At 37.3% G+C, this 23,550-nt stretch carries 28 protein-coding genes; 7 read left to right on the forward strand and 21 right to left on the reverse strand.

Features of this window, described 5'->3' with window-relative positions:
- Positions 1 to 195 precede the first annotated feature (195 nt).
- The 4 genes from ACNJYY_RS18415 to ACNJYY_RS18430 all read left to right on the forward strand — a co-directional run bounded on the left by ACNJYY_RS18415 (position 196) and on the right by ACNJYY_RS18430 (position 4,098).
- Positions 196 to 876 (forward strand): response regulator transcription factor, encoded by a 681-nt coding sequence (locus ACNJYY_RS18415; RefSeq protein WP_416729567.1) that lies wholly within the window; start codon positions 196 to 198, stop codon positions 874 to 876.
- Positions 873 to 2,252 carry a sensor histidine kinase gene (locus ACNJYY_RS18420; RefSeq protein ID WP_416729568.1) on the forward strand — a complete coding sequence of 460 codons (1,380 nt, stop codon included), beginning with the start codon at positions 873 to 875 and terminating at the stop codon, positions 2,250 to 2,252. Before ACNJYY_RS18415 ends, ACNJYY_RS18420 begins: the two co-directional genes overlap by 4 nt.
- Before the next feature lie 133 nt (positions 2,253 to 2,385).
- Positions 2,386 to 3,420, forward strand: a complete 1,035-nt coding sequence (locus tag ACNJYY_RS18425) for an ABC transporter permease (RefSeq protein WP_416729569.1) — start codon at positions 2,386 to 2,388, stop codon at positions 3,418 to 3,420.
- Between the two features lie 3 nt (positions 3,421 to 3,423).
- Entirely contained in the window at positions 3,424 to 4,098 is a 675-nt protein-coding gene (locus ACNJYY_RS18430; protein WP_416729570.1) for an ABC transporter ATP-binding protein, read from the forward strand.
- A 62-nt stretch (positions 4,099 to 4,160) separates the two neighbouring features.
- Here ACNJYY_RS18430 and ACNJYY_RS18435 read toward each other — a convergent pair whose 3' ends face one another.
- The 6 genes from ACNJYY_RS18435 to ACNJYY_RS18460 all read right to left on the reverse strand — a co-directional run bounded on the left by ACNJYY_RS18435 (position 4,161) and on the right by ACNJYY_RS18460 (position 6,964).
- On the reverse strand, positions 4,161 to 4,331 hold the full coding sequence (locus tag ACNJYY_RS18435) for a hypothetical protein (RefSeq protein WP_416729571.1): 171 nt from the start codon (positions 4,329 to 4,331) through the stop codon (positions 4,161 to 4,163).
- A 25-nt stretch (positions 4,332 to 4,356) separates the two neighbouring features.
- A complete protein-coding gene (locus tag ACNJYY_RS18440) occupies positions 4,357 to 5,064 on the reverse strand; it encodes a DNA alkylation repair protein (RefSeq protein WP_416729572.1) in 708 nt (235 codons plus the stop codon).
- A 269-nt stretch (positions 5,065 to 5,333) separates the two neighbouring features.
- Positions 5,334 to 5,615, reverse strand: a complete 282-nt coding sequence (locus ACNJYY_RS18445) for a hypothetical protein (RefSeq protein WP_416729573.1) — start codon at positions 5,613 to 5,615, stop codon at positions 5,334 to 5,336.
- An 11-nt stretch (positions 5,616 to 5,626) separates the two neighbouring features.
- On the reverse strand, positions 5,627 to 6,028 hold the full coding sequence (locus ACNJYY_RS18450; protein ID WP_416729574.1) for an SHOCT-like domain-containing protein: 402 nt from the start codon (positions 6,026 to 6,028) through the stop codon (positions 5,627 to 5,629).
- Positions 6,029 to 6,040: 12 nt separating this feature from the next.
- Positions 6,041 to 6,406, reverse strand: coding sequence for a DUF2089 domain-containing protein (locus ACNJYY_RS18455; protein ID WP_416729575.1), 366 nt, complete (start codon positions 6,404 to 6,406; stop codon positions 6,041 to 6,043).
- Between the two features lie 183 nt (positions 6,407 to 6,589).
- A complete protein-coding gene (locus tag ACNJYY_RS18460) occupies positions 6,590 to 6,964 on the reverse strand; it encodes a winged helix-turn-helix transcriptional regulator (RefSeq protein WP_416729576.1) in 375 nt (124 codons plus the stop codon).
- A gap of 190 nt (positions 6,965 to 7,154) precedes the next feature.
- Between ACNJYY_RS18460 and hxlA the strand changes: the two genes are divergently transcribed.
- Positions 7,155 to 7,787 carry a 3-hexulose-6-phosphate synthase gene (gene hxlA / locus ACNJYY_RS18465; protein ID WP_416729577.1) on the forward strand — a complete coding sequence of 211 codons (633 nt, stop codon included), beginning with the start codon at positions 7,155 to 7,157 and terminating at the stop codon, positions 7,785 to 7,787.
- 7 nt (positions 7,788 to 7,794) lie between these two features.
- Entirely contained in the window at positions 7,795 to 8,352 is a 558-nt protein-coding gene (gene hxlB, locus ACNJYY_RS18470) for a 6-phospho-3-hexuloisomerase (protein ID WP_416729578.1), read from the forward strand.
- Between the two features lie 107 nt (positions 8,353 to 8,459).
- Here the strand turns inward: hxlB and ACNJYY_RS18475 are convergent, their stop codons facing one another.
- From ACNJYY_RS18475 to ACNJYY_RS18545, 15 genes are all read right to left on the reverse strand, one after another.
- Complete coding sequence (locus ACNJYY_RS18475; RefSeq protein WP_416729579.1) at positions 8,460 to 8,948, reverse strand: NUDIX domain-containing protein; 489 nt, start codon at positions 8,946 to 8,948, stop codon at positions 8,460 to 8,462.
- 18 nt (positions 8,949 to 8,966) lie between these two features.
- Positions 8,967 to 9,554, reverse strand: a complete 588-nt coding sequence (locus ACNJYY_RS18480; protein ID WP_416729580.1) for a histidine phosphatase family protein — start codon at positions 9,552 to 9,554, stop codon at positions 8,967 to 8,969.
- 243 nt (positions 9,555 to 9,797) lie between these two features.
- Positions 9,798 to 10,010 (reverse strand): hypothetical protein, encoded by a 213-nt coding sequence (locus tag ACNJYY_RS18485; protein ID WP_416729581.1) that lies wholly within the window; start codon positions 10,008 to 10,010, stop codon positions 9,798 to 9,800.
- Positions 10,011 to 10,574: 564 nt separating this feature from the next.
- A complete protein-coding gene (locus ACNJYY_RS18490) occupies positions 10,575 to 10,790 on the reverse strand; it encodes a hypothetical protein (protein ID WP_416729582.1) in 216 nt (71 codons plus the stop codon).
- Between the two features lie 112 nt (positions 10,791 to 10,902).
- Complete coding sequence (locus ACNJYY_RS18495; RefSeq protein WP_416729583.1) at positions 10,903 to 11,109, reverse strand: hypothetical protein; 207 nt, start codon at positions 11,107 to 11,109, stop codon at positions 10,903 to 10,905.
- 748 nt (positions 11,110 to 11,857) lie between these two features.
- A complete protein-coding gene (locus tag ACNJYY_RS18500) occupies positions 11,858 to 12,367 on the reverse strand; it encodes a GrpB family protein (protein WP_416729584.1) in 510 nt (169 codons plus the stop codon).
- A gap of 109 nt (positions 12,368 to 12,476) precedes the next feature.
- On the reverse strand, positions 12,477 to 13,082 hold the full coding sequence (locus ACNJYY_RS18505; protein WP_416729585.1) for a histidine phosphatase family protein: 606 nt from the start codon (positions 13,080 to 13,082) through the stop codon (positions 12,477 to 12,479).
- A 188-nt stretch (positions 13,083 to 13,270) separates the two neighbouring features.
- Positions 13,271 to 14,311, reverse strand: a complete 1,041-nt coding sequence (locus tag ACNJYY_RS18510) for a VanZ family protein (protein ID WP_416729586.1) — start codon at positions 14,309 to 14,311, stop codon at positions 13,271 to 13,273.
- Between the two features lie 293 nt (positions 14,312 to 14,604).
- The gene (locus ACNJYY_RS18515; RefSeq protein WP_416729587.1) at positions 14,605 to 15,804 is read right to left on the reverse strand and encodes a PDZ domain-containing protein; all 1,200 of its coding nucleotides are present in this window, start codon (positions 15,802 to 15,804) and stop codon (positions 14,605 to 14,607) included.
- Complete coding sequence (locus tag ACNJYY_RS18520; protein WP_144697912.1) at positions 15,801 to 15,980, reverse strand: hypothetical protein; 180 nt, start codon at positions 15,978 to 15,980, stop codon at positions 15,801 to 15,803. The genes ACNJYY_RS18515 and ACNJYY_RS18520 overlap by 4 nt, the downstream gene beginning before the upstream one ends.
- Before the next feature lie 372 nt (positions 15,981 to 16,352).
- Positions 16,353 to 17,813, reverse strand: a complete 1,461-nt coding sequence (locus ACNJYY_RS18525) for a S41 family peptidase (RefSeq protein ID WP_416729588.1) — start codon at positions 17,811 to 17,813, stop codon at positions 16,353 to 16,355.
- Between the two features lie 134 nt (positions 17,814 to 17,947).
- Positions 17,948 to 19,165: a murein hydrolase activator EnvC family protein gene (locus ACNJYY_RS18530; RefSeq protein ID WP_416729589.1), complete on the reverse strand. Its 1,218-nt coding sequence runs from the start codon at positions 19,163 to 19,165 to the stop codon at positions 17,948 to 17,950.
- Positions 19,166 to 19,234: 69 nt separating this feature from the next.
- Positions 19,235 to 20,128 carry a permease-like cell division protein FtsX gene (gene ftsX, locus ACNJYY_RS18535; RefSeq protein WP_416729590.1) on the reverse strand — a complete coding sequence of 298 codons (894 nt, stop codon included), beginning with the start codon at positions 20,126 to 20,128 and terminating at the stop codon, positions 19,235 to 19,237.
- A complete protein-coding gene (gene ftsE, locus ACNJYY_RS18540) occupies positions 20,118 to 20,804 on the reverse strand; it encodes a cell division ATP-binding protein FtsE (protein ID WP_416729591.1) in 687 nt (228 codons plus the stop codon). The genes ftsX and ftsE overlap by 11 nt, the downstream gene beginning before the upstream one ends.
- 453 nt (positions 20,805 to 21,257) lie before the next feature.
- Positions 21,258 to 22,118 carry a YitT family protein gene (locus ACNJYY_RS18545; protein WP_144697907.1) on the reverse strand — a complete coding sequence of 287 codons (861 nt, stop codon included), beginning with the start codon at positions 22,116 to 22,118 and terminating at the stop codon, positions 21,258 to 21,260.
- A 494-nt stretch (positions 22,119 to 22,612) separates the two neighbouring features.
- Here ACNJYY_RS18545 and ACNJYY_RS18550 point away from each other — a divergent pair, with 494 nt between their 5' ends.
- Entirely contained in the window at positions 22,613 to 23,548 is a 936-nt protein-coding gene (locus tag ACNJYY_RS18550; protein ID WP_416729592.1) for a nuclease-related domain-containing protein, read from the forward strand.
- Positions 23,549 to 23,550 lie beyond the last annotated feature (2 nt).

Below are 23,550 nucleotides of genomic sequence, written 5' to 3' on the forward strand. Positions count from 1 at the left end.
CTATCTTCTAAAAAACGTGCAAAAAGCAAGAAAAACAAGAAGAGAATCGGCTAACCCAATCAATTAAAGCCAGAAAAAAGCTAGCCTGATGGTTAGCTTTTTTTGCTGTGCTGAAGTTAAGCTGATATTTGTGAATATCAACCATTTCGGATAGACTAATGTTGCTTATACAATTCTCATTAGGAGGATTACATCGTGACCCATATTTTAATTGTAGATGATGATAAAAATATACTTGACCTTCTGCACCATCATCTAAGTAAAACCGGATATCAAGTCTCTCAAGCAAAAGACGGCATGGAAGCTTTAAACATCTTACGCCTGAAGAGATTTGATCTCGCTGTAGTTGATGTGATGATGCCCTATATGGACGGTTTTTCGTTAACAAAAGAAATACGAGAAAAATACGATATCCCTGTCATCTTACTAACATCCAAAAATCAAATTGAAGACAAAGAACAAGGCTATCTATCGGGAACAGATGATTATCTAGTAAAGCCGTTTGAAGCAAGAGAATTACTCTTTCGTATTAAAGCACTCTTAAGACGATACGATAAACACCAAGATGATGAATCCGTCATTAGCCTTGGACGTACAACGGTAAACAAAAAAAGCTATGAAGTTCATATTAATAACCGAACGATTCTACTACCTTTGAAAGAGTTTGAACTGCTTTATTTTTTTATGTCTCATCCTATGCAAGTTTTCACACGAGATCAGCTCATAAATCACATTTGGGGTATCAATTATGGAGGGGACGAACGCACGGTAGATGTACATGTAAAAAGGTTAAGAGAACGGTTTTCCAAACTGACAGATGACTTTCAAATCAAAACCGTCCGTGGAGTTGGTTATTTATTGGAGGTAAAAAAATGAGGTCGCTGTATACCAAATTTGTTGTTATAACAATAGGCATTATGCTTTTAAGCGGTGTATTCGCCTTTATCGCCTCCAATACATACTATCAACAAAAATTAAAACCAGCTAATGATCAAAAAAACACAAAAATTGCAATTGAGATGGCTGCCTTTGTGGAAGAACACCCTGCCATCAACCTGAACGAATACCTGAAGAACTTATCATCAATTGGTTATCAAATCTATCTTGTAGAAAGAACAGGAAAGGAAACCTACTTTGGAGCGAAATTTCGTAACACTGCACTACATGCCTCAACAAAAGACAGAGTAATAAATGGTGAGGTCTATCATGGGATCCTTCATTTTCCAAAGCAAACATTTGTAACTGGTTTTTTTGCAAACGAATTAAGTAATTCGATCGGGGTTCCGCTAACGCATCGCGGTGAAAATTATGCATTGTTTATTCGACCTGATATTAAACTTCTTTTTAATGAAATGCATGTTCTATTTGGCTGGCTTTTTGGCTTGATGATTGTCCTCAGTATTTTGATGGTAGTCATAAGTGCAAAATATTTAGTAAAACCAATATCAAAATTAACCATTGCTACAAAGTCACTCTCACAAGGAAGTTATTCTGTTGAGCTCGATACGAAGCGCAGCGATGAATTAGGTGCCCTTTCCAAGAGCTTCGAACAGATGGCTCGAAAGCTAGAACAATCAGATGAGATGCGTAAAGAATTCATTTCAAATATTTCTCATGATATACAGTCTCCACTATCCAACATAAAAGGTTACACCAACCTGTTAGAAACAAAAGAGCTGAGTTCAAACGATCGAATGCAATACATTGCAGTTATAAATGGTGAGATCAGTAGACTGTCGAACTTAACGAAACAATTACTACTTCTTGCTTCACTTGATCGGAACGAAGATATCCTACAGAAAAAAACGTTCAAATTGCCAAAACAGATTAAAGAACTCATTCGAAATTATCAATGGTTAACAAATGAAAAAGGAATCATGGTTAGCTATTCCTTACCTGATATCGAGTTCTTCGGCGATCCTTCACTATTGAATGCCGTATGGGATAACCTTTTAACCAATGCCATTAAATATAATATCCCTGATGGAAGTATTGAGATAGCTGTTGAAAAGAGAGAAAAAACAATCTTCATCACCTTTAAAGATTCGGGGATAGGCATGAACGAAAAAGAAGTAGAAAGAATTTTTGACCGTTTTTACCGAGCTGATGTTGCCCGGTCGCGAACCGTTGACGGCACTGGTCTTGGTCTATCCATCGTTGCTACAATTGTGAAACTTCACGGTGGTCATATCGATGTGAAGAGCAAGGAAAATGAAGGAACTTCGGTTATTGTTGAATTACCTATAGATTAATCAATTTCAAATGTGTCAGGCATTATTAATGGAAATCCATTGGTGATGCCTGTTTTTTTGTAACTTGTTATTCATTCTCCGTTCATATAAGGATTCTAAACTAAGGATGTAAATAGATTGGAGGAGAGATGTTATGAACATCGCATGGAAAGAAATCAAGAAGAATAAAATGAGGTTTTTCATATTAGGATCCATCATCTTTCTGGTTAGTTTGTTAACGTTTATTATTTCGGGTTTGGCCAATGGGTTATCACAAGATAATGCAGCTTTGATAAAAGATTTGCCGAGTGGGCATTTTTATATGAATGAAGATGCTGAAGAAAATTATAATCTTTCGAGGATTGATGATAGTATTCGAGAACAACTGGTACAAGAACAAAAGGATGCTGTTGCCTTCTCTATACAGATGGGCTTTTTAAATGATGAGAGTGATAAACAACGAAGCGTTGCTTTTGTGGCTTCTACTGATTCAAAATGGTTTGAGCAAGTAGCTCCCGGAGAAATCATTCTGGACCGTTCATTAGAGAAAGAAGGTATAAAAGTCGGAGATACCTTAACACATAAACAATACAAGAGCTCTTTCGTTGTAAAAAAGTTTGTAGACCAAAAAAAGTTTAGTCACGCTCCTGTTGCTTATCTAAATAAAGAGGTATACAACGACATTTACCGTGCTGAAGAAATGCAGCTTATCTTTACTCCTGGTGAAGATTCAGCTCAAGATATAAAAGGTTTACAATCTTTTTCAAATAATGAGTTTCTTAGGACTATTCCAAGTTACAGTGCAGAACAAATGTCTTTGAATATGATCGTTTGGTTTCTGATCGTGATTAGCGGTATGCTGTTCGGTATCTTTTTCTATATGATGAACGTTCAAAAGATTGGACTCTATGGCATATTGAAAGCAATCGGAGTTAAAACAAATGATTTGTTTAAATTGATGTGGACACAAATGCTATACATTACAATCATTTCCCTTACTCTTTCTGCTGGTTCTAGCCAATTATTCAAAGAGTTTGCACCTAAGGATATGCCTTATGAGTTAACAAACGAAACCACTCTGCAATTATCGATCGTCTTCCTCGTAATTGGATTTATTGGAGCTACACTATCTGGATTACAGATTAAAAAAGTTGAACCTTTACAAGCCATACAACAAGGAGAGGTTTAATAAATGGATATCTTAACGATTGATCAATTAAGAAAAACATTTAAGAATGGTGATGTGAGCGAAGAGGTTTTGAAAGGAGTAAACCTTATACTTAAAGAGGGTGAAATCACAGCCTTAGTTGGCCCATCTGGTTCAGGTAAGAGTACCCTGCTAACCATTGCTGCAGGGCTGCAGTCGGCATCAGACGGAAAGATTTTATTTAATAGACATAACTTAACTTCCATGACGTCAGAGGAAATGCGGGCCATAAGAGCCAAGAAGTTCGGTTTTGTTTTTCAATTTGCACACCTTGTCCCTTTTCTAACAGTTGAGGAGCAATTGGACCTCATGCTAGACGTATCTGAAGTGAAATTGACAAAAGAAAATCGACAACAAGAAATCAATTATATAGTAGAACGTGTTGGATTATCTCATCGAAAACAGTCGTATCCATCTTCGTTATCTGGTGGAGAAAAACAACGTGTGGCCATCGCACGCGCGATTATTCATAAACCCCAAGTCCTATTTGCCGATGAACCAACGGCAAGTCTAGATTCAAAGAAATCGAAAGAAATCATGTCACTTCTACGAGACTTAACGAAAACGTTAAACATAACGACTCTTATGGTCACTCATGACGAAGAAATGCTTTCTTATGTTGATCAAGTTGTTAAAATGAGCGATGGTTTGGTTGTGTAGATTAAATGCAAAGAGCTATGGATTTGTTCATAGCTCTTTTAAGATCATTAGTAATTAATGGTTTATTTCTTTTTTAATTTCTTTATGAGAGAAAAAATCAAAGGAATTACGACTGCTGGTGCAAAAACGATAATAATCTCATTGTATGTTCTTCCTTGTTGGAATCTACTCCAATAAAGAAGGAAAACAATGATAATAATACTAAATACCATGATGATTCTGTCTCGGTTCATTGCGGCGCTCCTCTAGAAATGAATCCTAACACCTTACATATTTCCGCTTAAAACCAACCTGCCCTTTATCTATCGCCTTTTGAATATTTTCAGAAGCAAGTAGATACTTCGTTTTTTTCTTGTCCTGATTCATTTCAACTGGTCCTATAGCATTTGCTGTCTCAACCGCTTTTTCATGCAATGGAATATATGAAACGCCCACTGTATAAACAAAATTATTCATAGAAGATTTGGTTCGTTCAGGTGCATCATGAATGGTATCTCTTACAACTTCAAGCATTTTTTCTAACTTCGTTGTGGAGAATTCACTGTCCGGCCGATTACCTAATAGCCAGCAGTAACAACTCCAACCTGCTGACATTCTGAGCTCTTCACCGCTTGCAATCCATTTGTCAGCAACCTCTTGTGCGATTTCAGTTTCAGCTAGAGTGACCGCTACTACATAATCGGACAGCATATAAAAATAAGCTCCCTCGATCCAACGCTCAAAATCATCTTCGGTCATGATGGCTGGTTCTGCTATAATTCCTGCAAAATACATCGCATCGTAATTTCCTGTCGCGTAAAGCTCTTCAGCTAATGGTTGATTTTTTTTGATCTTTTTAGCAATTGGCTTCATAGCACCAGTAGCCACCCCAAACACTGGTTCTATGGAGCCATTTGAGATGTAGGTCTTCTTTGTCCGTTCTTTGCCAAGAGCTTCAAGTTCTTTCATCACATCTTCTGCATTCATCTATTGCACTTCCTTCTTTGTTTTTACGTATTGTGTTGGAAAAGGACAGGGCTAGTTTTGACTGAGCTATAACTTTATCGTTAACTATCCCATTCTCTTCTTCTCGACTGCTTATTCATATTCCTCTTTCATCTATAATCAAGTTATGCATAAAAAAGAGCGCTTTTTCCACTATAGAAAAGCACCCATTTTGTTTAACTATTTATTTTGTTTTTGTTTATGAATGCTTTTGCAGAATCAGAAACCTTTAAACAGTGTTATTACTTATTTTATAATCTCACAATCACTTCAGTTCCATCTTGTGATCTCACATTAACAAGCTCTAATCCTTTGTGCTTTTTTAACTCTTTAATAATACGCTTCAGTTCTGATTTATCTATGGAAGGAATGGCGAAGACTATGTTTTTCTTATCTAGATGAGGTTTCGACCATTTGTTTGCATGACGAATTAACATTTTAGAAGTAAGAATGGATATTCCGATATTTAATAGGATATATGGGACAGGGATTGAGAATTTTACCTCTTTTGTTTTCACTTTTACATGTAACATGTTAGCAGCCTCTACTCAATCGTAATTGAAACGGTATCTCCGTTTGCTGATTTCACATCAACAATCTGTCCATCCAGTTCGTTTTCAATGGCTTCAAGTATCAGATTAATATCAATATCTTTTACATATTGTTCAGATTGGGGAATCTTTAGAGCAATATTGTGACCTGCTGCTAGTACAACCTTTACTAACTTGATCGGAAGGTTCACATTCACGTTGTCACTTTCAGATACAACGCGTATTTTCAAGGTTTTGTCGCTGTAGTTAGAAGATGTATGAGATGTATAGCTTAATGGCTTAACAACAGTACCATGTTCTTTTTCTTGTAAGACCTGAATTAATTCTGAACCTTTATCCGTATCGATTTTACCTTCTTGAACCATCGTTAAAACTTTCTCGATCTCACTTTTCATTTCCTAATCCCCCTATTCTTCCTTAAGCATTTTAATTGCTTCATCTGGAGAAATCTCTCCACGTTCAAGCATCGTAACAATCTTTTTCTCGTCTACCTCATTCTTCTTTTTAGATTCGTAACCTAATGATGATGCAATGTCGTTCAGCTTGCCTCGAACCGTGGGATACGAGATCCCTAGCTCTTTTTCGACCTCTTTAATATTGCCTCTGCATACAAGAAAGACTTCCACAAAATGAAGCTGTTCTTTCGATAGTGACGCAAATTTAGATAGTTCGAATTCGTTCTCAATTGTCGTATGACAATGTGAGCAGTGAAGTTTTGTAATCTTTAATGTTTGTGAACAAACCGGACAATTTGTAAGTAATGGGTGAGCCATCTCATTCTCCTTTCTTCAATTAATTTTATTATATACTACAAAATCAATAAAATTAACATGATAATTTAATTATTTTAAATTTATTATTAAAAAAATTAATATATATTATAAAATAATTATTTTTTCATAAGAAAAGAGACCTACCTTAATGGAAGTCTCTTCTTTCTGTTTGTATTCATAATATTAACCCTTTTTGCTCACCGGGGATTGATAAACCGTTTCCTTTTCCAATACATTTTCAATGTAGTCTTTGCCCCATTCATACATCGCCTCTAAAATCGGTAATAGTCTTTCTCCATGCTCAGTAAGGGAGTATTCCACTTTTGGTGGTACTACAGGATAAACTTCTCGATGTACGATTAAATGATCTTCCAATTCTCGCAATTGGTTTACAAGCATCCTCTGAGTAATTCCTGGCATAAGCGCCTTTAATTCTCCAAATCTTTTCGTTCCTTCCTTGCCTAAGTGCCACAGAATCAACATTTTCCATTTACCACCTATTACTGCAAGAGTTAATTCTTTTTCACAGTTAAAGTCCTTATCTCCTAGATTAGGCATCTACATCCATCTCCTTTATTTCATCCAATAGTATACTTTTTGTAACTATATGCGGAAAAAGTGCGTACTTTTAATTCATTTACATACTGAGTATACTAAACAGCATGCTAGTAAGTAAATGAATATTTACATTTACACCCAGCCACGCAGTGCAACAAAATAAAATTATCAATAAGGAGAGATTATATAAATGAAATTACAATTAGCATTAGATCTTGTGGATATCCCGGGAGCCATTGAATTAGTAAAAGAAGTAGAAGAGTATATTGATGTTGTAGAAATTGGTACACCAGTGGTAATTAATGAAGGTCTAAAAGCAGTAAAAGAAGTAAAAGCTGCATTTCCTAACTTAACTGTTTTAGCTGACCTAAAAATTATGGATGCAGCTGGATATGAAGTAAGCCAAGCATCTGCTGCAGGTGCAGACATCATAACGATTCTCGGAACCGCAGAAGACGAGTCAATTAAAGGCGCAGTAGAAGAAGCTAAAAAACAAGGTAAACAAATCCTTGTCGACATGATTGCGGTAAAAGACATTGCAGTCCGTGCTCAAGAATTAGACGAACTTGGTGCTGATTATATCTGTGTTCACACAGGCTACGATCTCCAAGCTGTAGGTAAAAATTCATTCGAAGATCTAAACACTATTAAGAGCGTTGTAAAAAATGCTAAAACGGCAATTGCCGGTGGAATCAAATTAGAAACACTCCCAGAAGTGATTAAAGAAAACCCTGACCTTATTATTGTGGGTGGCGGTATCACAAGCAAAGAAGATAAACGAGCTATTGCACGTAAAATGCAGGAATTAATTAAACAAGGTTAATTTAACGATGAAGACTACTCAATATTTAGCTGCAGTCGTTGAAGAATTAAGCCAAACGGTAAACTTAATCTCTGATGAAGAAACAGAGAATTTAGTAGATCGAATCTTAGAATCAAAAAAAATCTTTGTGGCTGGTGCTGGCAGGTCTGGATTTATGGGTAAATCTTTTGTGATGCGGATGATGCACATGGGGATTGATGCTTACGTCGTTGGTGAAACAGTATCAGCTGCCTTCGAAAAGGACGATCTATTAATCATTGGGTCAGGTTCAGGAGAGACCAAAACGCTAGTTGCTATTGCTGAAAAAGCTAAAAGCTTGGGAGGAACAGTAGCAGCGATCACCATTTCTCCTGAATCAACCATTGGAGAATTAGCAGATATTACTGTTAGACTTCCTGGAATAACGAAAGATCAATCTGAAGGTGATTTCAAGACTATTCAACCGATGGGATCTCTATTTGAGCAAACAATGTTGTTAATTTATGACGCCATTATCTTACGTTTTATGGAGAAAAAAGGATTAGATTCTAATAAAATGTATGGCAAACATGCGAATCTCGAATAGAACAAAATATGCAGGAAAGGCCACATGTTTAGGATTGTGGCCTTTTTTGTATAGCAGTAGCTAAAAGATTTCCAAAAGGAGAGTCTCCGGGAACTTGACGGATGGAATTATATAAGGCTAGATGTCTTATCCAAAAGTTTATGTTCTTCAAGAAAATCAATGTTTCTTTTCTTGCTCGCATATTCTTTTATTTGCTGTCCAATGTTCGCATAAAGCTCTAGATGTTCGAGCTCTGAAAGAGGAACCCACTTAACAGCCGTTTGATTCGGATCAGGCTTTTCCGGTAATCTGGGCTTAGATCCACTTTTCAATGTACAATCAAACAGCATGACTAACGTGTGTGTTTGGCCATATTTATTTTCATTAAGATGAGGAGCATACTCATAGACAAAAGCTAACGGACCAACTTCTACATCAATACTAGCTTCTTCTCTCGCCTCCCGCTTTACAGCTTCAATCAAAGATTCATGAGGTTCCGCTCCACCAGCTGGGAGATCATAAAAGATTCCTCGATAAGGATCATCAAACTCCGTTAATAAGATTTCATTATTTTGAATAATGAGCGCACCCACCCTTACTCGTATATGATAGGTCATATCTTTAATCCCCCGCTATCAAGTAAAATTCGTTAAAGTTTTGTCCCATACTCTTTCAACACTTACTAGTACCTCGTTATTGAATTCCAGTCTATATATATCAGGTTTTGTTGTGCTGTAAAGAAATTCTAAGTCGAATGAGGCATTAAAATAATTCATCATTAAAGTCATAACGGCACCGTGGGTTCCAATTACAATGCTTTTATCTTTATACCTATGTAAGAGTTCCTTCAAAACTTGCACTGCCCTCTTTTGACAAGCAGCATTTGATTCGCCTCCTTCAAGAGAGAAGGTGAAGTCTTCAAAGGATTTTTCTAAAAGAGGACCGAGCTCTTTATCATCTAACCTATTGTCACTAGAAGAAAATACTCTTTCTCTTAGATCCTCTATAACCATTACTTCTTTCCCTATATGTAGAGCTACCTGTTCTACCGTTAAAATAGAACGAAGGTAAGGGCTTGAGACAACAACATCGATTTCCTTATCTCTTAATAGTTCAGCCAATCGCTGAGCATCTTCATAACCTTTTTCCGTTAATCCTCTCGTCCGTTCATTGCCCTCTTTTGGTGAGTCACCATGCCTTACCATATATACTGTTGTGCTCATGGGATTCCTCCGATAATAATTATAAAAAATAATAGAAAAATATAAACAAAAAGATATTAGATTGTCTATTTTGGTATTTTCTTATGATCGAGAAAGCAAGATATTACTTATTAATACAACAATGATAAAAGAGATAATGTCGGCAAAAAATATAACATCAAAAGCAATTAAAAATCCTATTCCATCTCTGGTAGGTCCCCTTTAATATCTTTTATTTATAAATGCACAAAATAGGAGTAATCTTTACTTCTTCTTTAATGCATCTATTATTAAAAGTGTACACACGGCCATTGTTCCGCAAAAGAATAAAATGGTGACTATTAACATCATTAATCCATTGTATAAAGTACCAGCAGTAATTCGACCTTCCGAACCATTATTATAGATAGATGCGGTGAACATTATAATAACAAATCCAAAAAACATTACCATTAGACCGTATCCAAATTTTTTCATTAAAATCCCCTTACACTTATTAATGTCTTATATATCTCTTAATTGGTTATCATCTTTAACAATCCTGCCATTTTCAAAGTAAGCAATTAATGATAACCAATGCGGTAAACGTATATGTTAGTTGAACAATCCCCAAGTAGTAAGTATATTTCTGGATTCACATATTTCAATAAAAAGATGCTTTATTACTCCTTCGTTCGTTGCTATGATCTTAATTACAATAGCACCCGATCGTTAAGAAATAACACAATAACTAGTGAGGCATTTACATATTAAATATCCTTTTTAGTTTCTTTCCAATATAAACTTACGTATAAAAAAGAAAATCCGAAAAACAAAGCTTGAATAATATTAGTAGCCAAGTTAATGGGAGAGTTAAATCTTAAGTCGAATATTATATGTACTAAACAATATAAACCAGTTAATATAATTAGAATTTTTAATAGTGTTTTTATTTTAATCAACCCCTTTGTTCAAAAAAAGTGCACTTATCACTCAATTGTTGAAGAAAAGTGCAGATCTCCTTCTAGAGAAATGCACTCAGATAGTAAATTAACAGGGACTTTAGATAATACCTCCTCCCCCTCCTCCGTTATGGTGATTACGTCCAGCTGCACGAGCACGTTCTGCAGCGTTATTAATTTGAGTACCTTGACTAAGGTATTTATCATCATGATGGATATCGATATTGCCAGCCCCATTTCTCTTCCCTCTATTATCAAAATAAAGAGCAAGTATGCTTACTAGTACAAGTGGTATAACTATAATTAACCAAGCCATAATAATCCCTCCTCCTTGAATGTGCTTGTATAATTTTCCAGTTCATTACATTATATCTTATTAATAAATAGATATTAAACATTGTTTATATATTCATGGATAGGTTTCAGAATTAAATAAAAAAATGCATTTCTTCTTTAAAGAATGCACCCGATTTTGTAATAACAGTTAATGATGGCTTTCCTATGACTGGGTACACCCTCAATTGTTGTTCCAATTGTTTAATGAAATTCCCTAAGTAGGATTGATCTGATTCAAAATCGAAACTTAATAAAGCACCATGACCTGCAGAATAACAAAGTTCTGCACACCACATCATTCTCCCCGTTAAGTTCATTTAACATTGAATGTCTAGAAATCCATCTGTATTGTTTAACTTTGCTTGTCCTTTAAGTTTCGACTCCATGCAGTATAAAAGTCTCTGATATCATAGGTTGTCAGATTGGCATTATAACAAGCAAGCTTTATATCCAGGGATTTTGACGTTTATTGTAGTAACCAACCAATTGATATCCCAATAATCCATAGTATTCTATTTCCTACCGATTGCTTCAATTTCTATCTGAGTATCTTCACCCAAAATTTTAAATTTCAAGAAAACACCTCACAACTTTCCTAAATACTCTTGACTTATTGTTCAATAAAAAGGTGCCCCTCCTTCTTGCATCTGGTAGTAGAATAAAATCTGCTGAAAATTGATAACTAATGCCCCTTTAACCTTAGAACTTAAAGCTGCTTTTACAATAAAAATTTCAGTGCTCCTTATTGAAAGAAATACACTTATTATTTGCGATTATTTGCGAAATCGATATTTTCTTAAGAGTAATAATGTAATTAAAAATGCTCCAAAGCTAACTAAATTCCCCATCCATTGTTTTTGGTCTCCATATATTATAATAACGGTTATGAACATAGCAGCTGCTATAAAGATATCCAACCTTTTCAATTTCACACCACCCTATCTATCTAGGAATACTCCAATTAATGCATCTTTAACCTCACTATAAAAGTGTACTTCTCCTTCTTGATGAAATGCACTCGATTGCGCAAGAACAAGAATCTTAATTTTACTTCCAATCAACTGCTTTCTTAATTAATTCATCTACAAATTTCTCTTTAACTTCTTGATATTTATGCGTATCATCAGGGAACTGTTTTGCCAAAATCTTTTTAAGATCTCCGTAATTTTTTGCATCCTCTGGATTATTAATTAAGTAATTTTTAAATGATAAATGTGCGTCAATGTGTTTATCTCCAAGTTGAAAGATATGAATGTGATGTGATCTTTTATGTTTACCTTTTGTAAAATATCTCCTTCCTGTTATACCGTGTTCATTCCTTGGTTCATACCCTAGACCCAACATTTCCTCATTGAATAAATCTACTTTCCCGATATCTTTTACAACAACTAAAATATCTATTATTGGTTTTGCATAGCCTACTGAAGGTATTGATGTGCTACCTATATGGTAACTCTCAATTAGTTCATCTTTAAAAATTTCTCTAAGTTTACTTTCTTCTATTAAATATACTTTTCCCCATTCTTCTGTCCAAGGAAGTATTTCTGTCTTTCTCATCGCCACTTGCTCCTCCTGCAAAAATTTTCGCCTCTTTAAAACTTCTAATTTATTTCACAATACTGCTCGTTTATTCAATAAGTTCCATTAAAAAAGCGTCAATCCTTCTTTAGATCAACGCACCCTTTGATGGGATGAGATTTAAATGTCGCGTACAGTTATATAATGAACAATCCCATTCATCCTCTATATTTCTTATAATAGTAATTGAAGTATTATCAATATATGTCTGCTGAAATTTCTGAGGAAGTAACTTTTGTAAGGTTAATCCAATTAAAGCACCGTGGCTGACTACCAAAATTCGTTTACCTTTGTATGTACAAACCATATCTTTTAAAAAATCTATTCCTCTGTTTGATACGTCTTCAAAGTTTTCTATTCCAAGTTTTAAATTACGCCATTCACTACCCCACTGTCTGACTCTTTGTTCTTCCGTAGTGCCTTCAATCTCCCCGCAATTTATTTCTCTTACCCTTTCATCAATATGACTAATGGGCAAGTCTATTTTACTTCCAATAATTTTAGCAGTTTCAACTGCCCTAGATAAGTCACTCGTAATCATCAAATCCCACGGTTCTTCTAGAGATAGCCTAACTCCAAGGTTTGTGGCTTGTTTTCTGCCAGTCTCATTTAAAGGAATATCACTTATTCCTTGAGCCTTATCTAAGGTGTTCCATTCCGTTATTCCGTGACGAATTAGTCCTATGGTAGTCATTCTTCCACCCTTTTCTTACTAATTAGTTATTATATATCCTGTCATTTGTTTAATAAGAGGTACAATATAAAAGTGCACTTCTCCTTCTTGAAGAAATGCACCCGTTAGTTTAAGTCTAATTAATCACAATACCAACAACGAAACCCCTCTCGTATGTAGTTATTTTCGTTTCTTTGTTGAGGTTTTTGTTAGAATAATGCTCTTATTTTTTCTCTTATACTGTTTATAACTTTTTGACCTGAGTTTACCTCTGTAAGAGTAATATCCCACATCACAGCATTTGTAATTGGATTTGGATCTTTGTTAATTACTTTTATGGTAAGGTCAGTTACGCCATCTAAAGGGATTTGAAAATTCTCCTCGCCTGTGATTGATAACCCTAGCGAATAAATGACTGTTCCGCTACTGATGAATTCTATGTCACTACCTTCTGTTCTTGCATCGTTAATTACATCGTCCGGTATGGCGACATAGCCTGTTATGTTTTTATATTTGCCATCTAAGTGATACGTGAATTCATTGTTTTTCGTATTATTCCTACTATACAGATTTATTTGAGGCGTAACCTCTTGTCGGTCTACTGTAAAGCTGGACAAGCTTTCGTCCCACTTTACAGACCCATCTTTTACGATCAGTTCATTCAGAGCTGCGGTTTTCCCTTCCCCTTTTTCCAGATAATTATTGATACCGCCAAAAATTATAATAGTACAAATGGAAAGTACCATAGCCATTATGAATATTTTACAAATCCCTTTTGGTTTATCTCGGTCACGGGTGACTATTTGCTGTGCCGCAAATCCTACGGAAGCACCTAATAAATTGATTATGATATCGTCTATATCAAAAGCTCCCAAACCAGAAAGCATTTGTAGGATTTCAAGTATTGTTATAAACAAAATAAATAAGGTTATAAAGCGTCTAAAACTACATCGAAACAGGAGTGGAATGATAATCCCAAAAGGTATGAACGCTACAAAATTCCCAAACTGAAAAAACCAATTTTGAAAGTCTCTTCCCATTGGATAATGCAATTGAATCGCTCCAGGTATTGGGTTAAATCGTAAGCTAGAGTCTTGCCCTAGGGAACCTCTATTGAAACCAAGATACAAGAAATAGAGGATCAAAGCTGTATATAATGTTAACAACACGATCGTTATTTTTCGTAACTTTCCTTGATACATAATTACAATCCTTCCTTTTCCGCAAAGACAAACAAACTGAAACTCCATAATGACCCTCACGCACTCACATATTTTCCAATTATACCATTAATAAACAGTTCGGTTTTTGAAGTTTTACGTTTTTTAGTTATTTAATTTATTCTTTATAGGAGCTTATGTAAGGTGATACATTATCTTTCAATGTTTTACTCCACAATCTGGCCCGTTTGTTGATTAACAGAAATAAAAAAAGACTCACGTTAAATGAGCCTTTTAAATAAAAATTATGCGATTCCTATAAATAATGAAAAATGATTCCGGCGTATCTTCAACAGATTCCGGTTAATTATGAAAATTACGCATCAATCTCCAACAGCAACATTCCGATCCACTACATCATGGACTAGCAGTACACCAAGTTGATGATGCTCATTTTGATAGAGTGATCCTTGAACGAAACGAATCTCACCATTCAGATTAAGAACTTCAAGTTTACAATATGCAGCGTTGATTTGAAGGGCTCGGTACAAGCTTGATTCTTGTGAAAGTGTTACTCCATTTACTTTTACAATAACTTCGCCAATCTTTAATCCCATCTTTGCAGCTGGTGTTCCTGGCACTACTGAAAGGATCATAACTCCCTGATCTCTTGGTACAAAGTGCGATGGTCTCGTGTCATCACGTTGGCTCGTTACGAGTGTGATGAGTTCTCGTCCTGCAAGAGCGGCTGCGATGGCTATAGCAATCAATAGCGGTAAATTATAAAAATGACCCACTGCTGCAATACCAGTTACGATAAATCCTAAAATCAAAACTTGTCTGCCTAGATGTTTAATCGCTTCTTCTGGCAGCGTATGTGTGACCAGCTGGCGATATCCAATGGCAAATGGTACGAGGAAGAATGAAAATCCTACCGCGCCCATCGGAAATAGCGGCCACCAATCTAATACAGGAATGGAGCCTACAGGAAGAACTAAAAACTGAGGAACAATCCAAAACCTCGTAGCTTCATGTGCCCCGATATAATGCCCTCTTTTACCTTTGAACAGTCGAGGGGACGTGCGATCTGCACCCTTCCAGATGACCAGTATTCCTTCTTGAATTAAAAGAACACCAATAATGATCGCTAATGAATCAAGCGGCGTTTTTTGAACATCCACAATCCATTGATCTAAAAAAGAGATTCCTAATTCGAATTTAGGAAGCAACAGACCAACGACTGCCGATAAACTTACAGCGTATGCAGGATTCATAAACCTTGTTTTAAACGTTAACCCTAAAGCCAGATAGACGACTCCAATCAAAGCAATCATCCCAAGCGGCAATGTAATACCAGCTGCCACAAAGATTACAGAGCCGATGAGTCCGATCAGAATGCCTGGCAGCAATGAAAATATTAAATTATCAATGACGGGATGCACGCGCACTTTAAATTCTTTTCTCTCTCGTTTCACACGTTTTAATCCAATTAAGAAAGCAACTAGAATAAAACCATAAAAAAGCGGGTGTAAAAAAAGCAGCAGCATGCCATGAAGTAATTCTTTCACAAAGGTGTCTGTCATGTGCGGTCTCTTCCTTTCTCATCTTTCAATTCATCCACTTTTTCTTCAATACGTTTCAATCTTCTATCCGTACTCACAGCTCGCTTCACTAATAACCCCACTCCAACGATGATGGCGAATAGCACAAGTAACGAAAAGAGCTGAAACAAAACATCTCCAACATTCAATGACTGCATTTTGACTACCCCTTTAAACCTGGCAAAGGATTTTAACTTTCAAATCGTTTAATTTTCTGTTTCAAATAATACCCACCATAGAAATTATTCAAGAATTTTATTTGTTTTTAGTTAAGACTTCTCTGAATAGTTGATTGGAGCGCAAGGTGCGAGACTCCTGCGGGACAAGCGGTCAGGTGAGACCCTTAAGGGCACGAAGTGGCAAGGGGCTCACCGCCTGCCCCACGGAAAGCGAGCAACCTGGAGCGCAAATCAACCTCTCACAAGAGGCTATTTATACATCAAAGCTTTACTCAAAAAAAAAATCCATAGAGAATAATTTCCTCTACGGATAGTATTCGTGTTTCAGTTGTTTTTTCCTGCCATAATCCCTTATTTTGCAAGCAATTCAATCGCCGTTTTACGCTGAACATCGTTCTTGTCATCACGGATCGAATCGATTACTTTTGACTCCATCTTACCAGCTGTCTTCGTATCTACTTTCCCTGTTGCTGGCAAGTTGTTCGCACGCTGGAACGCAGTTACCGCAGCTTGCGTCTTTTCATCAAAATATCCATCTTCTCTACCCGTCTGGAACCCTAAACCGTTCAACATCACTTGAGCATTCTTCACTTGCTCGTTGTTCATATCAAACTCTAACGCTTTTTTCTCAACCGTAATCGGGTTTGTGTAGAAGTAGTCTGGCTGCTTCACTTCAAAAGTAGGCTTTACCCCTTTTTTGTGAATCCAGTTTCCATCCGGTGTCAGCCACTTAAACAGTGTAAGCTTAATGTTCGATCCATCCCCAAGATCGATCGATTGCTGAACCGTACCTTTACCGAACGACTTCTCACCAACAAGATCATAGTTTCCTGCTTCTTTTAAGGCAGCAGCTAAAATTTCAGACGCTGATGCACTGCCTTTGTCGATCAAACCGATGATCGGATAGTCTTTCTTTTCTTTTAACGTAGAAACATAACGTTCTTTGTTGCCTTTGCGGTCTTCAATTTGAACGAATGGCTTTTTCTCAGGAATAATCTGACGTAGAATGCTGTCAACTGCTTCTAGATAACCCCCCGGATTACCTCGAACGTCAATAACTAGACCATCAATCTTTTCTTTTTCTAGCTCTGTTAGCTGTTTCTTGAAATCAGCACCCGTTTTTTCTGAGAAAGATGTGATTTCAAGTACACCGATCTTTTTACCTTTTACTTCTTCAATATCAGAGTAAACGGTCTCGATCGGAATCTCATCACGTGTTACTTTAACCGGCATTACATCGTTTACACCTGTTCGTTTTACACCAAGTGTTACGATAGATCCTTTTTCGCCGCGAATTTTCAATACGGCTTTATACAGATCTAGTCCTTCGACGCTTTTACCGTCGATCGTGATGATTTGATCGTTTGGCTTTAGTCCTGCTTTTTCAGCAGGTGAATCTTTAAACGGTGCGACGATGGTTACTTTACCGTCTACCATACTTACTTCTGCACCAATTCCTTCAAAAGAAGAATCCAGTGACTGTGTAAACTGACTTGCTGTCTCTTCATCCATATAAACGGAATATGGATCTTTTAACGTTTTGACCATTCCTTGAATGGCACCTTCAAGGAGTTTGTCACGATCAACATCTTCTACATAACGAGAAGAGATGATCTCATACGTCTTCTGAAGCTTCGCAAACTCTTCGTCATTGTCGACTTTCGTTGCGGTCTTCGGCAGATCGTTTACTTCACCGTTCTGAACATACTTTGAATCGTTTCCAAACAGTGCCATCGAACCATACATGCCACCGGCACCAACAAGCAAGGAAAGAACAATCAGCAGGGCTAACATTTTTTTATTTACGTTCATTCTGCTCACCTCGTTTTTGCAGGAAAAGGCATCACACCCTGCAAAGTGCGATGCCTTCCATTGTAAGAGTCTGTAGGCAACAGCCTGTCTCCTACTTCACTATATGAATAGCTTGTTTACTTTATGTGTTTATTTTACCAGTAAGCTGCAGGATTTACAGCATTTGTTTTTCCTGCATTCCAAGGTCCTTTGTGAAGTTCAAAGTGTAAATGCTGTCCAAATGAATGTCCAGTGTTCCCCATGTTGCCTAGGAACTGCCCTTTTGAAACAGATCCGCCAGATACAGCACGGCTGCTCATGTGAGCGTAAACCGTTGTCCATTGCTGCCCACCGATCGAGTGAGAGATGTATACAACGTTTCCGTATGATGATGAATACTCAGAACGGATGACTGTTCCATCTGCAGCTGCATAGATCGGAACCGTTCCACCTTGAGCGATGTCAATACCTTCATGCATACCGCTGCTTCTGTTACCAAATCCAGAAGAAATTCTTCCAGCAGCTGGTTTGATGATCATACCGTTACCTGAAACAGGTCCCATGGAAGGAGCTGATCCACCTGAAGACGATGATTCACGAGCTGCTTTTTCACGTGCAGCTGCACGTGCTTGTTCAGCACGGAACGCGTCTTCTTGAGATTTCAGAAGTGCACCTTCGTTTTCGATCTTATGTGCTTCAGCATGCAATGAGTCTTCTTCTTTTTTAAGTGAAGCCATCAGACGAGTTTTCTCATCCATTTGCGCTTTTAATTGCTTTTGCAGTACTTGTAGTTCTTTCATTGCGTTTTGTAGGTTAACTAATTTTTTCTCGACGTCTGCCATCTTTTTCTCTAAAAGCTCTTTATCTTTCTTTTGTTCTTCTAAAAGCTGACGATCTTGTTCTGCAATCATGTTCAATGCTAGAACGCGGTCAAGAAAATCACCAAAATCTTTTGAACCAAGAACAACTTCTAAGTAAGAAACAGCTCCGCCAGATTCATACATAGAGTTAATACGTTCTTTTAATAGAGCATCGCGCTCATCAATTCGCTTTTGAACAACAGCGATCTCGCCTTTTAACACGTCGATCTCTTCTTTTGTTTCTTTAATATCTGTTTGTTTTGCTTGTACTTTCAGGTCTGTTTCAGAAGAAAGCTTATCGATTCTTGCTACTTCTGCTTCAATCGCTGCTTGGCTGCTTTTATTCTTGTCCAGCTTTGATTTTGCAGCCTCCGCCTTCTTTGCATTTTCTTGTTGTTTTTTCTTGATGCTTGATAAAGATTCCGCGTGAACGACGGATTCAGAGTGATACATAGTAAAGGCGCCCAGTGCTAAACTTAGTGAAAGCACTGTACCAACCACTTTCCTTTTCATTCGTTTTCCTCCCTAACCCCTATTAATTGTTTCGTTTTTCTTGGATCTCTTTATTTCTGCTATCTTTACTTAAATCTTCAAGAACTTACGAACAGACGTTAAGCTTCCCCATACGCCAATCACTCCACCGATCAGAATCATCAACAGCGCTAGCTGCGGGATAAGTGGTGTTACTGGCAATAGCTCAATGAATACTGTTCCTAATTTTTGATTAACGATATCGAAAATAGCTTGGTAGCCAACTGTGATGACAACGATTGGTAGTATAGCACCCGCAACACCTAATGCAAAACCTTCAATGAAGAACGGCCAGCGGATAAATCCATTCGTCGCACCAACGAGTTTCATAATTTCAATCTCACGTCTTCGTGTCACGATCGTTAATTTTATAGTATTTGAGATGAGGAACATCGCTGTGAAAACAAGTCCTAATACGAGGACGATTCCAACGTTGCGGGCAACATCAGTCACTTTAAAGAGTTTCTCGACGGTCCCTTGTCCGTACTCAACTTTGTTTACAAATTTAAATTTCTCAACTTCTTTTGCTACAGCAGCCGTATCTTGCGGCTTTTCAGTGTAGATGATGAACGCATCTCGCAATGGATTTTCATTCTTAAGTGATGAGAAAGCTTTCCCTTCATCTCCTAGACTTTCAATCAGTTCATCAAGACCTTCTTCTTTAGATTGATACTCTACCGTTTTTACCTTACCAAGCTTTTCAAGCTCTTGTTTGTAAGCATCATATCGTTCAGGCTTTTCCGTTCGTTCGATGTAAGCCCTGATCTGTACATCGTCTTCGATCTGACTAGCAATATAGTTAATGTTCAAGAGGATTGCCAAGAACACACTTACTAATAGCAATGTTACTGTTACCGCAGAGATGGAAGCAAAGGACATCCAGCCGTTTCTTCCCATGCTCTTGAATGCTTCTACGAAATGACGTTTTAATGTTCTAATCTTCATAGCCGTAATCTCCCTTCGCCTCATCACGAACAATTCGGCCGCCTTCGATGGCGATTACGCGCTTTGTGATCGTATTAACAATCTCTTTATTGTGAGTTGCCATAACAACTGTCGTTCCTCGAGTGTTAATCTCTTTAAAGATGTCCATGATTTCCCACGCTGTTTCTGGATCAAGGTTACCTGTCGGCTCATCCGCGATTACAACTGGAGGATGGTTTACGATTGAACGTGCGATGGATACACGCTGCTGCTCTCCACCTGATAACTCGTCTGGGAACATGCGCGCTTTGTTTTTTAGTTTTACAAGATCAAGAACTTCCATAACACGTTCTCTGATCACTTTTGGAGATTCTTCGATAACTTCAAGTGCAAACGCTACGTTTTCGTATACTGTTAAACGCGGCAACAGTTTAAAGTCTTGGAAGATAACTCCGATCTTTCTTCGTACTTTAGGAATCTGTCTTTCTTTTACTTTTGCAAGGTTTGTTCCATTAATGATAATTGAACCTTGTGTCGGTTTCTCTTCACGATACATACATTTTATAAACGTGGATTTACCTGCTCCACTTGGTCCGACTACATAAACAAATTCACCTTTTTCTATGTAGACGTCAATCCCGTTAAGTGCCATTACACCGTTCGGGTATGTTTTCCAAACATCAACCATTTCTATCAAACAAAATCACTTCCTTACTACCCCAAAAAATATTTCCCTGATCAATCAACAAGTTTTATATAAAGGTCTTTCGACAAATACGCGATATATGTCAGTTTTTTTCCGCAATAACTATTATAACATCTTGCACTGACAATTTTATTACAGTTGTGTTTCATCTTCCCTCAAACAAGGGACCATGGTCATGTTTTCTAGATTCCATAGTACTTAAAATACGACACGATTCGCTGAAATCCTTCATATATCATAAAAACCTGCAGGGAGACTTTTCGAAACGAAGGCAATAAAACCGACCATCGTTGTGGGTTTTCGGGTCTTTTGACCTGGTATTGAAGGAGTTTTTCAATGGGTGATAAGCTAATTCTAGTAAAAAGGACACGTCTATGTGAAAAGCACTACTAAATAAAAGAAAACCAGTTGAGGTGAGTCCCAACTGGCTGCGTACATATACGATTATCCGCGTTTAAAGCCTTCTCCTAACACTTCGTTCGCATTTACAACGATTACGAAAGCATCTGGGTCTACACCTTTTACGTATTGTTTCAATTTTGTTACTTCATATTGAGCCACAACGACCATCAACATCGGGCGTTCATCTTGCGTGTAACCACCGAACGCATTGATCTTCGTAACGCCTCGATAAATGTGAGTCAGTATGCCTTGGCGGAGCTCATCTTCTTTATCTGAAATAATCAACGCCATCTTTGTCGTCCCTAGCCCGATCTGTACGACATCGATCGTTTTTGCCGTAATGAACATCGCGATAAGTGCATACAGAGCCTGTTCGATTCCAAAAAATAGAGCGGATGACGTAACAATCGTTCCGTCTATGAGAAGGATGATCGATCCGAGTGAAGCACCCGTATATTTATGAACGATCTGTGCGAGGAGATCAACTCCACCTGTAGACGCTTTTCCACGGAACACGATTCCAAGACCAGCCCCAATTCCAAGTCCACCAAAAATCGCGCCAAGCAATGGATCTTCTGTCGCCGCTCCCCAGCTTTCAAAAATAAAGACAAAGAACGGAAGCACAACGGTTCCAACGAGCGTTTTTGCACCGAATCGGCGTCCGAGGAAAAACAATCCCGCAAAGAAGAGCGGAATATTTAAACTCCACTGTACAATAGAAGGTTTCCATTGAAAGAGTCCGTATAAAATCGTCGATATCCCACTCACACCACCAGATGCGATCTGATTCGGCAGCAGGAATACCGAGAATGCGAGTGCCACAAGTCCTGATCCAATCACAACATATACATATTCTAAAATGAGTTCAACGGTCGGGTGCAGTATCCCCCGTCGTTTTCGCATAGCCATCATCATTGCTGTCTTTAACCCTCAAACTTTCATAAGGAATTTCTTTAAACCGAGAAAAAGTATACCAATCACAGTATACCCTTGTAAATGAGACCTTAGTGCCGCGGTGATGGGGTGAAGTGCGGTTGATTGCTGTTACCTGGATGAGATTCCGGTGTGGGAGCTAGATGTGGACATCAGAATGGGAAAGTATTTTGGTTTGTGCATTTGTCGGAATGTGTTGTAGCTTGTCGAACTTCGGATAAAAAATTTTATCCGTGAAATTAGTGTTTTTATCCGTGAATATAATTGGAATTACCGTGAATATATAGAGGATTACCGTGAAATTAATGATCAATGGTTTCAATTCCCTTCTTTTAGCACTTTGCATTACTCTTCAAAAGCCATCATTATATAGAAAATGTGTATGAGGTGGTCACTTTTTAATTAAAAAACATCGCACACAGCCAATTATCATTCATAAGTTACAATCACTTTTGAAAAGAGCAATGTTAAATGATGCCAAACAAGATGAAATACAACGTGTTCTAAGAAAACATATTTCTGGTTACCGTGGTGAACAGTCACTGGACTATTTTTATCGTTATCTCCCTCAAAATAACCTTATTTTTCTTCACGGCCTCAGAATTTCACATGAAGACTACTACTTTCAAATTGACACTCTTATAATTACACCGCACTTCTTACTCATCATTGAAAGTAAGAATATTGCAGGACATCTCTATTTTGAAAGTGCGTATGACCCAATGATTCGCACATTGAACGATCATCGAGAAGCTTTCGATAATCCGGTTGAACAAGTAAAAAGACAATCCTATCACTTGATGGCCATTTTAAATAACTTTAAAGTCTCCCACCTACCAATCGAATCTCTTGTAATAATGACTAATCCAAAGGCCATAACAGAATTTTCTCCTACTTACAAAGAAGCTCGCATGAAAGTAATCAAGAGTTCTGGCATAGTAGCTAAATTTGAAGAGTTGAGCAATAAGCATCGAAAAGAAATAATCTTACCTAAAGTTAGTAAGAGGATTAGCAAAAATCTTATTAAAATACACACTCCAGATAATCCAGACGTTTGCAGCAAGTTTCAAATCAATCCAAATCATTTACTTACTGGTGTGTTTTGCCCTAGTTGTGAGACAGAACTTTTAGCACGTCGTAGGAGAACATGGTATTGCGCATCTTGTAAAAACAACTATAACAAGGCTCATGAAGCTGCATTAGTTGACTACGCTTTGCTAATTTCCACTACCATTTCTAATAAGTCATGCAAACAATTTTTGAACCTTACATCAACAAGCCAATCATATCACCTGCTCCAGTCGCTAAACCTCCCCTTCACAGGCAACCGAAAATCCCGCATCTACCATCTCCATAATCTCGTTAAAAAAACAACCCCTAAGGAAGATGCTTCTCCTTAAAG

This window comes from Fictibacillus tiangongensis, from assembly GCF_048083785.1.
GTDB lineage: Bacteria > Bacillota > Bacilli > Bacillales > Fictibacillaceae > Fictibacillus.